An 8477-nucleotide genomic window follows, 5' to 3' on the forward strand; every position below is an offset into this window, starting at 1 on the left:
GGCGCGCTTTCTGCACCGGGCCTGGGGTGAGGTGACGGCCCGTCAGCTCGCCTATGCCGAGCCCGGGGGCGAGCCGGAGCTGCGGCGGGCGGTGGCGGCCTTCCTGTCGGCGCGCCGCGGGGTGGCGTGCACGCCCGAGCAGGTCTTCATCGTGGCGGGGGGGCAGGTGGCCCTGGATGCCTGCGCCCGGCTGCTGGCCGACAGCGGCGATACGGTGTGGCTCGAAAACCCCTGCTACCCGGCGGCCCGCAATGCCATGCTGGCCGCCGGGCTCACGCCGGTGGCGGTGGAAGTGGACCGGGACGGCATGGCGCCGGCGCCCGGCCTGTGGCAGGCGGCGCCGCCCCGCCTGGTGTATGTCACGCCCTCGCACCAGTATCCGCTGGGCAGCGTGCTGAGCCTGGAGCGGCGCCTGGACCTGCTGGCGGGGGTGGAGGCCAGCGGGGGCTGGCTGATCGAGGACGACTACGACAGCGACTTCAACCATGCCCAGCCCGGCGCCCGCCCGCTGCCGGCCATCCAGGGCCTGCGCCCCGAGGCGCCGGTGATCTACGTCGGCACCTTCAGCAAGCTGCTCTACCCGGGGCTGCGCATCGCCTACATGGTGGTGCCGCGCTGGGCCGCCAGCGGGCTGGGGGAGGGGATCCGCAAGCTCTACCGGGGCGGCCAGGCCGTCGAGCAGCGGGCTCTCGCCCGGCTGCTGGAAAGCGGGCAGCTGACCCGCCACCTGCGGCGCCTGGCGCCGCTGTATCGCGAGCGCCAGGCGGTACTGCGGGCGGCCCTGCAGGCCGGGTTCGGGGGCGGATGCCCTGTTTCCGGCGGGCAGGCCGGCCTGCACCTGGTACTGGGGCTGCCGGCATCCGTGCCCGACACGGCCCTGGCCGAGGCCGCGCTGGAGCAGGGCTTGGCGCCCCGCCCCCTGAGCGCTTACTACGTGGGCGCCACGCCGGGAAACGGCCTGGTGCTCGGCTATGGCCTGACCGATGTGGCGCATATCCCGGAGCTGGTGGACCGCCTGGTGCGGGCCCGCGAGAAGCTGGCGTCCGGCGGCTAGGCGGTGTCAGCCGCCTGATCGAGCAAGGTCTCCAGCTCGGCCAGGGGGAGCGGGGCGCTGAGAAGGAAGCCCTGATAGGAGCGGCAGCCTTGCAGGGCCAGGAACTGCTTCTGTTCGGTCGTCTCGACCCCTTCGGCGATTACCGCCAGCCCCAGGCTGTGGGCCAGGGCCACGATGGTCCGGGAGATGACCGCATCGTTGGTGTTGCCGATGATGTCGGTCACGAAGGATTTGTCGATCTTGAGCTGGTCCAGGGGCAGGCGCCGGAGGTAGGACAGGGATGAGTAGCCGGTGCCGAAGTCGTCGAGGGCAAAGCTGACACCCCGGGCACGCAGGGCCTCCATCTTGTCGATGACCTCTTCCACGTCGTCCAGCAGCAGGCTCTCGGTGAGCTCCAGTTGCAGGCGGCCGGGCAGGGCGCCCGTATGTTCGAGAACCGCCAGTACCTGGGCCACAAAGTCGGGCTGGCGGAACTGGCGCACGCTGACATTCACGGACACGCTCAGGTGGGCACGGCCGGGCATGGTGGCCCAGGCGGCGAGCTGCCGGCATGCGGTTTCGAGCACCCACTGGCCGAGGGGGAGGATCAGGCTGGTCTCCTCGGCCAGGGGGATGAAGGCCGCCGGGGGCACCAGGCCAAGGCTCGGGTGCTGCCAGCGAACCAGTGCTTCGGTGCCGGAGATGGTGCCCGAGTCATCGATCTGCGGTTGGTAGTGGAGCACGAACTCGCCTTGCTGCAGCCCCTTGCGCAGATCTGCCTCCAGGGAGGCCCGGGCCGTAACGGCGGCCTGCATGGCCGGATCGAAGAAACGCAAGGTGTTGCGTCCGGCGGCCTTGGCGCCATACAGGGCCAGATCAGCCCGTTTCATCAGATCGTCGCTGAGGTTGTGGGGGCCCGAGAAGAGGGTGATGCCGATGCTGGGCGTGCTGTGGTACTCGTGGTCTGCCAGCGGGTAGGGCCGGTTGAGGGCCTCGAGGATCTTCTCGCCGACGGTCTTGGCCTGCAGGGCGGCATCCTGCGGGGTTCCGCTGAGGTCTTCCAGCAGCACCACGAACTCGTCGCCCCCCAGGCGGGCCACGGTGTCGGCTTCGCGGACGCAGCCGGCGAGCCGTTCGGCCACCCGCTGCAGGAGCAGGTCGCCCATGTCGTGGCCGTAGGTGTCGTTGAGGGTCTTGAAGTTGTCCAGGTCGATGAAGAGCAGCGCGCCGCCGTGTTCGCTGCGGGTGATGGCCGACAGGGCGTGCTTGAGCCGCTCCAGAAGGAGGCGGCGGTTGGGCAGACGGGTCAGCGGATCATAGAAGGCCAGGTTGCGGATCTCGTATTCGGCTTCCTTGCGCTGGGTGATGTCGGTCAGGGTGGCGACGTAGTGGGTCACCGTCCCGGCATCGTCCCGCACCGCGGTGATGGTCAGCCATTCGGGAAACAGCTCGCCGCACTTGCGCCGATTCCAGATCTCGCCCTCCCAGGAGCCGGTGGCCTCGATGGAGCGCCACATGTCCTCGTAGAAGGCCTTGTCGTGGCGGCCGGAGCGGAGTATCCGCGGGGTTTGCCCGACAGCTTCCTCGGCGCTGTAGCCGGTCACCTTGGTGAAGGCCCGGTTGACCCGCAGGATCACGCCGGTGGCGTCGGTTACGCACATGCCCTCCCGGGACTGGAAGGCCGCGGCGGCGATGCGCAGGTCGATCTCGGCGCGCTTGCGTTCCGTGATGTCGGTCTGGGCGCTGACGAAGTGGGTGACTTCGCCCTCATCGTTGCAGACGGCGGTGATGGTCACGAAATGGGGATGGAGCGTACCGTCCTTGTGGCGGTTGATGATCTCCCCGGCCCAGGTGCCGGCTTTTGCCAGGCTCGTCCGGATGCCCCGATAGAAGTCGGCATCGTGCACACCTGACTTCAGGATGTTCATGCTTACCCCGATGGCTTCTTCGGCAGAGTAGCCCGTCATCCGGGTGAAAGCCTTGTTGACCTGCAGGATGCGGGCCTGGTCATCGGTCACCACCATCCCTTCCTGGGATTCGAAGGCGATGGCGGCGATGCGTTGGCGTGCCTGGTCCCGCTCCTGATCCCGTGCCAGGCGCTCGAAACGCACGAAGTACAGGATGGCCAGCGCCAGGGTCGACAGGAAGGCGGCGGCAACGATGCTCACCGTATGGATCGCCTCGAGCCGCCAGCCGGCCAGCAACCGATCCCTGTCCATGCGCACGACGAGCACGAAGGGATATGCCCGGGAGGCCCGATAGGCGGTCAGCACGGTGCGGCCATCGGGGAGGGTTTCCTGCAGGCGCCCGGCCTCTGCGTCGGCCAGCCGGGCGATCAGCCCCCCATTGCCGTCAGACTCCCCGGGAATGGCTTGTTCATCGGTGCTCAGCAACAGACGCCCGTCGTAGCGCAGCAACTCCACCGTGCCATCTTCGGGGGCGATGTGGCTGCCGTAGAAATTGAGGAAGTAGTCCGGATTGACGGAGGCCACCACCGTTTGCCAATGCGCCTCGCCGCGGCGAACGTCAATGGACACAGGTATGTAGCCGCTGCCCGCCTGCGGGGATCCGTCATGGAAATCGCGGCCATTCGTGAAGGAGCCTGTCCGCAAGTCCTCTAGCGGGCCGGTCGTCCGGGGCAGGAACTCTGAAAGGGGAGGGCGTGCGCCAAGGTTGCGTCGGTCCGTACTGACCGCAATACGTCCATCCCTGCCCACTAAGGCGATGGACCGCAGGTAGGGCGCGTGGCGCAGAAATTGAGTCAGGCTGGAGGCTCGCTTGTCACCCTCCGCGGCATGGACGAGGCTGCGTTCGATGGCGCTGAAGCTCTGGGTGAGATGATCTTCGAAGGATCGTGCACTCAGCGCGGCAGCCTCGAGCTGGCGATCGATATTCTCAACGCGCAGGCGCCAGACAACGTATGAGGTGGCCGCGAAGGCGCCGAGGCTGGCCAGCAGGACAATCGCGATGAAAAGGGCGCGCCGGCCCCGGCGGGTGTGCGGTGACATGAGATGCGGGGCCTATTCCGAAGCGGATCCGGCGGTCATGGCTGTGGCGCGGCAATCGGATCGAGCTTGTGACGCCGGATGGCCGCCATCAGCTGACCGTTGCTGCGGGCCTTGGCCATGAAACGCTCGACCCGTGCGTGCCAGCGTTCATCCCCCTTGACCATGGCGTAGGCGTAGGGCGTAAGGTGATAGACGGCCGAAGGCGCCACCAGACGGGCCCAGTCGGTGGTTTCGAGCATGCGCCGGCTGAAGGGAAAGTCGGTCATGAAGACATCGGCGCGCCCGGACTCCACCTCCTGCTCCCGTCCCTGGGTCGTGTCCGTGACCAGCAGTGTGGCCTGGCGCAGCTTGTCGCGCATGATGGGCTCGTGGAGGGTGCCCTTGGCCACTGCCACCACCACGCCGGGCTTGTCGATGTCGTCCCACTGGCGGATCCGCCGGTTGCTTTTGGTGGTGATGGCGTAGATGTCGCTCACCAGATGCGGCGCGGTGAAGCGCAACTTCTCGGCGCGCGCGGGCGTGATGCCGATGGCGAACATGGCAATGTCGCAGCGCTTGGCGGTGACGTCGTCGATCAGCGTCGCAAAGGAGCTGTTCACAAACTTCAGGGAGACCCCCAGGTCGGCCGCCAGGGCGTTTGCCATGTCGATGTCGATGCCGGTGAGCTGCTGGGTTTTGGGGTTACGGTAGGAGATGCCGTAGTAGTCGGGCCAGATGCACACCCTCAGCTCACCGGCAGCCTGGATTCTCTCGAGTAGCCCCGATTGGGCAAAGGCCGTCTGACCCAGAAACAGGGCGGACAAACCCGCCAGAAAAAATCGCTTCATTTCCGCTCTTTCGGCAAAGTAGCTCGGACAGTGGCGGCATGGGCCACCGGGTCGGGTGCTGGGACTTGCAGGGGCAATGCCGGGTCACGGCGGAGACTGTGTTAACCCACGATAGACAGCCGGGACGCATTGTAAAAAAGATTGTCTCGCAAGGGGGGAGCGCCACCCCGGGATTTGCAGCCATCCGTGACGCCTCTGTCGCAGTGCAGCAGATCGGTTCCCTGCGGTGCGCCCAGCGCTTGCCTCCGGGTATCCGTGCCAGAATGCCACTCCCACCCCAACAACAAGAAAGTGCCGACATGAGACGCTACGAAGTTTTCCCCGACAATATCGACTCCCCCCTCCAGCAGGCCGATTTTGAGCCGGCCCCCCTCGGTGATACCGAGGTGGCGGTGGCCATCAAGGCGGTGTCCCTGAATTTCCGCGACATCCTGGTGACCCGCAACACCTACTTCGCGCCGATTCCCGGCGGGCTGGTGCCGTGCTCCGATGGCGCCGGCGAGGTGGTGGCGGTGGGCAGCAAGGTGCAGGGCCTGGCCGTGGGCGACCGCGTGGCGACCCTGTTCTTCCCCCACTGGCGCAGTGGCAAGCCCGACGTCCGGGCGTTGTCCGATGCGCGCGGGGCCGAGTCGGCCGGGGCCTTCACCGAGCGTTTCGTGTCGGACGAGAGTGGTCTGATCAAGCTGCCCGACGGCCTGAGCTATGCCGAGGCGGCCACGCTGCCCTGCGCGGCGGTGACGGCCTGGAATTCCCTGTTCGAAGCCGGCGAGCTCAAGCCCGGCCAGACCGTGCTGCTGCTGGGCACCGGCGGGGTATCCATCTTCGCCCTGCAGTTCGCCAAGGCGGCGGGGGCGAAGGTCATCATCACCTCCAGCGACGACGCCAAACTGGAGCGGGCCAGGGTGCTGGGTGCCGACCATGGCATCAACTACCGCCGCCACCCGGAATGGCACGAGGAAGTGCTGCGCCTGACCGGCGGGCAGGGCGTGGATGTGGTGCTGGAAGTGGGTGGCCCGGGCACCCTGGAGCGTTCCCTGATGAGCGTTGCCACCGGCGGCCGGATTGCCTACATCGGCGTGCTCACCGGCCTGGCCGGGGCGGCCAATCCGGTCATGCTGATCCCGAAGGCGTCGAGCATCCAGGGTATCTTCGTGGGCAGCCGGGCCATGTTTGCCGATATGCTGCAGGCCATCCAGACCCACGTCATCCACCCGGTGATCGACAGGGAGTTTGCCTTTGCCGATGCCCCGGCCGCCCTCGAGTACATGAAGAGCGGCAGCCACTTCGGCAAGATCGTGGTGCGCGTGGGCGACTGATGGGGCGCGAATGAACCTAATTTCCTCCGTTTGACGCGTCGTCTGACGGTCGATACGGTCTCTTCTGTAGGGGCGACTTCAGAGGGTGTTGTAAAACCATTTTGCACAGCCGAGACACTCGCGTTATGAGATCAAGAACTGCATTTAGCTCGCAAAAACATGGCGTTTTCGGGTGACTGAACCGCGTTTGATGCCGAGTCCATCGTGAATGCCTGGTGGGCGACGAGTTTTGCGACACCCTCTTCAGTCGCCCATCCGCGCGTTAATCACCGACACACCCTTGATCGAAGTCCGCGGGCGACTGAAGTCGCCCCCACAATCCCTCCAGCCGCCCTCAGCGCGTTTCATAAACCCCTTCAGTTTTACCCATCGGGTGGTCCGGCCAGCGGAGGGCAAGCGCGCGTCAGCATTGGGTTTGTGTCTGTTTCAGAGAGAACAACTGAGGAAAGTAGGATGAATCGACGGCGCGGCCCGATTTCGCCCCCGCGCTTCTCGGGGCGAAGTCGAAGCGCTCGCCAGGATTTCTTCAGGCGCGCTGATGGCTGCGCGCAGGCTTTGCTCAGCGCGCCTTCCAGAAGATGTAGTCGGCCTGGTAGGTCACTGTCTCGCGCTTGCCCCGGGTACCGGCGCTGCATTCCGATGCCGGGGCCACGCCACCTTGCAGGGCCACCCGCTGGATGTGGGTGACGCCGCTCAAGGCACCCATGCCCACGGCCGGGTTGGCCTTGACGAGCTGGTAGGGCAGATTGCCGGCGCCGGCGGGGGCCACTGCCAGCTGGGTGCCGGTGAGGCGTGAGCCGTCGCTGGCTTCCCAGGTGGCGGGCGGGCCGTAGTAGCTGCCTACTGCGCGGCCGGCGCGGTCTTTCAGCACCGCCCGGGGGCCGACGAAGACCCATTCTGTCTGGCCCGGCATGTTGGTCTTGTCGCGACATTCGTAGGTGATGTCGCCGCTGCCGACGGTCTCCCAGGCCACCATATGGCCGGCGGGCACGCGGACGTTCTCGGGCAGGGTGTCCTGGCTGTAGGTGCTGCCCATGGGCATGTTGGTGCAGGCGCCGAGGGCCAGGGCGGATACGAGGGTGGCAAGGGTGGTTTTCATGCTGTGTTCTCCGTGGGCTGGGGCAACGCGTATTGCGCTGCTACAGGCACTACGGATGAACTCTCCGGCCGGATGCAATGCCTCGTCAATTTTCTTCCCGCGTCGCGGACTCAGCTCGGCTGGCCGGAGGCGAGGGTCACTGCGGCCAGCAGGGCGGCGGCGTCGGGGCTGTTTGCCGGATCGGGCGCGATACCGACGCGGGCGCGCACGTTGATGGTGTGCCCGTCGATGCGCAAGGGGCGCTCGATGAGCCCGGCGAGGGCTGTGGCCAGGTGGTGCAGGCCCACCTCCGAAGCGGGGGCCGCGCTGCAGGGCCCGGCCCAGGCCAGGGTCTCGGGGCGGAAGTCGGCAATCAGCACGGCAAAACCGTCCCCGTGACGGGCCGCACCATTGCAGTCGCTGTGAACCACGCGCAGGCGCTTGCCGCTTTCCACCATCACCCGTTCCGCCATGGCCGTGCCGTGCTCGGCCTGGATGCCATCCAGGGCGTCCACGGCGAGATGGAAGAGGGCGAAGGGATAGCCGGCGATGGGGGCGTGCCGGAAGAGGTGCTGCAGCCGGTCGAGGAACAGGCTGAAACCCAGCAGGCCGGCGGCGTTGTCAAAGAATAGGCGGCGTCGGGCCTCTTCCTGGGCGCCGCGGCTGCTGCTCACGTCGGTGATGAAGCCCTCCAGGCCGAGGAACTCGCCCCGGCTCGAGTGGATGCCGCGGCCCTGTTCCCACACCCAGCGCACCTGGCCGTCCCGGTCGATGATGCGGTAGCTGAGTTCGTAGCGCTCGCGCCGGGTGAGGCGCATCTGCACGTAGTTCCATACGAAGTCCCGGTCTTCCGGATGGATCAGGTCGGCGAAGCGGGCCGACTGGTTGTCCACTAGCTCCAGCGGGGTGTAGCCGGTGAGCTCGAAACAGCCCTCGCTGACGAATTCCATGGTCCAGTGTTTGTCATTCTGGCCCCGGTAGATCATGCCCGGCAGGTTGTCGAGCATGGTGTGCAGGCTGCGCCGCTGGGCGCGCAGGGCTTCCTCGTGGCGGCGGCGCTGGTCGATGTCCAGCAGCATGCCGACGATGCCGGCCTCGCCGCCGGCGGGCAGGTCAAGGGGCCAGGCGCGATTTGCCCTAGGCCCGGCTTGCTGATAACGCCGCGCGGTTCTTAATCGCGGTATTTCATGCGCCTGATCCTGATTGCCAGTGCCC

The 8477-nt window shown here is 66.9% G+C and carries 6 protein-coding genes; 2 read left to right on the top strand and 4 right to left on the bottom strand.

What is annotated here, in order from left to right; translation table 11 throughout:
* Nucleotides 1–1054 (top strand): PLP-dependent aminotransferase family protein (locus tag J0L98_RS20475; protein WP_296413950.1); only part of this gene is annotated, 1054 nt, incomplete at its 5' end.
* Here the strand turns inward: J0L98_RS20475 and J0L98_RS20480 are convergent.
* Nucleotides 1051–4041: an EAL domain-containing protein gene (locus J0L98_RS20480; protein WP_296413951.1), complete on the bottom strand. Its 2991-nt coding sequence runs from the start codon at nt 4039–4041 to the stop codon at nt 1051–1053. The two genes, J0L98_RS20475 and J0L98_RS20480, sit on opposite strands and share 4 nt — an antisense overlap.
* A gap of 35 nt (nt 4042–4076) precedes the next feature.
* Nucleotides 4077–4868, bottom strand: coding sequence for an ABC transporter substrate-binding protein (locus tag J0L98_RS20485; protein ID WP_296413953.1), 792 nt, complete (start codon nt 4866–4868; stop codon nt 4077–4079).
* A 299-nt stretch (nt 4869–5167) separates the two neighbouring features.
* On the opposite strand from J0L98_RS20485, the gene J0L98_RS20490 reads away from it, so the two are divergent.
* Nucleotides 5168–6184 (top strand): NAD(P)-dependent alcohol dehydrogenase, encoded by a 1017-nt coding sequence (locus J0L98_RS20490; protein ID WP_296413954.1) that lies wholly within the window; start codon nt 5168–5170, stop codon nt 6182–6184.
* Nucleotides 6185–6743: 559 nt separating this feature from the next.
* On the opposite strand, the gene J0L98_RS20495 is transcribed toward J0L98_RS20490, so the two are convergent.
* Nucleotides 6744–7283 (bottom strand): DUF3455 domain-containing protein, encoded by a 540-nt coding sequence (locus J0L98_RS20495; RefSeq protein WP_296413955.1) that lies wholly within the window; start codon nt 7281–7283, stop codon nt 6744–6746.
* Between the two features lie 110 nt (nt 7284–7393).
* A partial coding sequence (locus J0L98_RS20500) for a PAS domain-containing protein (RefSeq protein WP_296413957.1) occupies nt 7394–8477 on the bottom strand: 1084 nt, incomplete at its 5' end.

Origin of the sequence: Zoogloea sp. (assembly GCF_017302315.1) — a bacterium.
In the GTDB taxonomy this organism is placed as follows: Bacteria; Pseudomonadota; Gammaproteobacteria; order Burkholderiales; family Rhodocyclaceae; genus Zoogloea.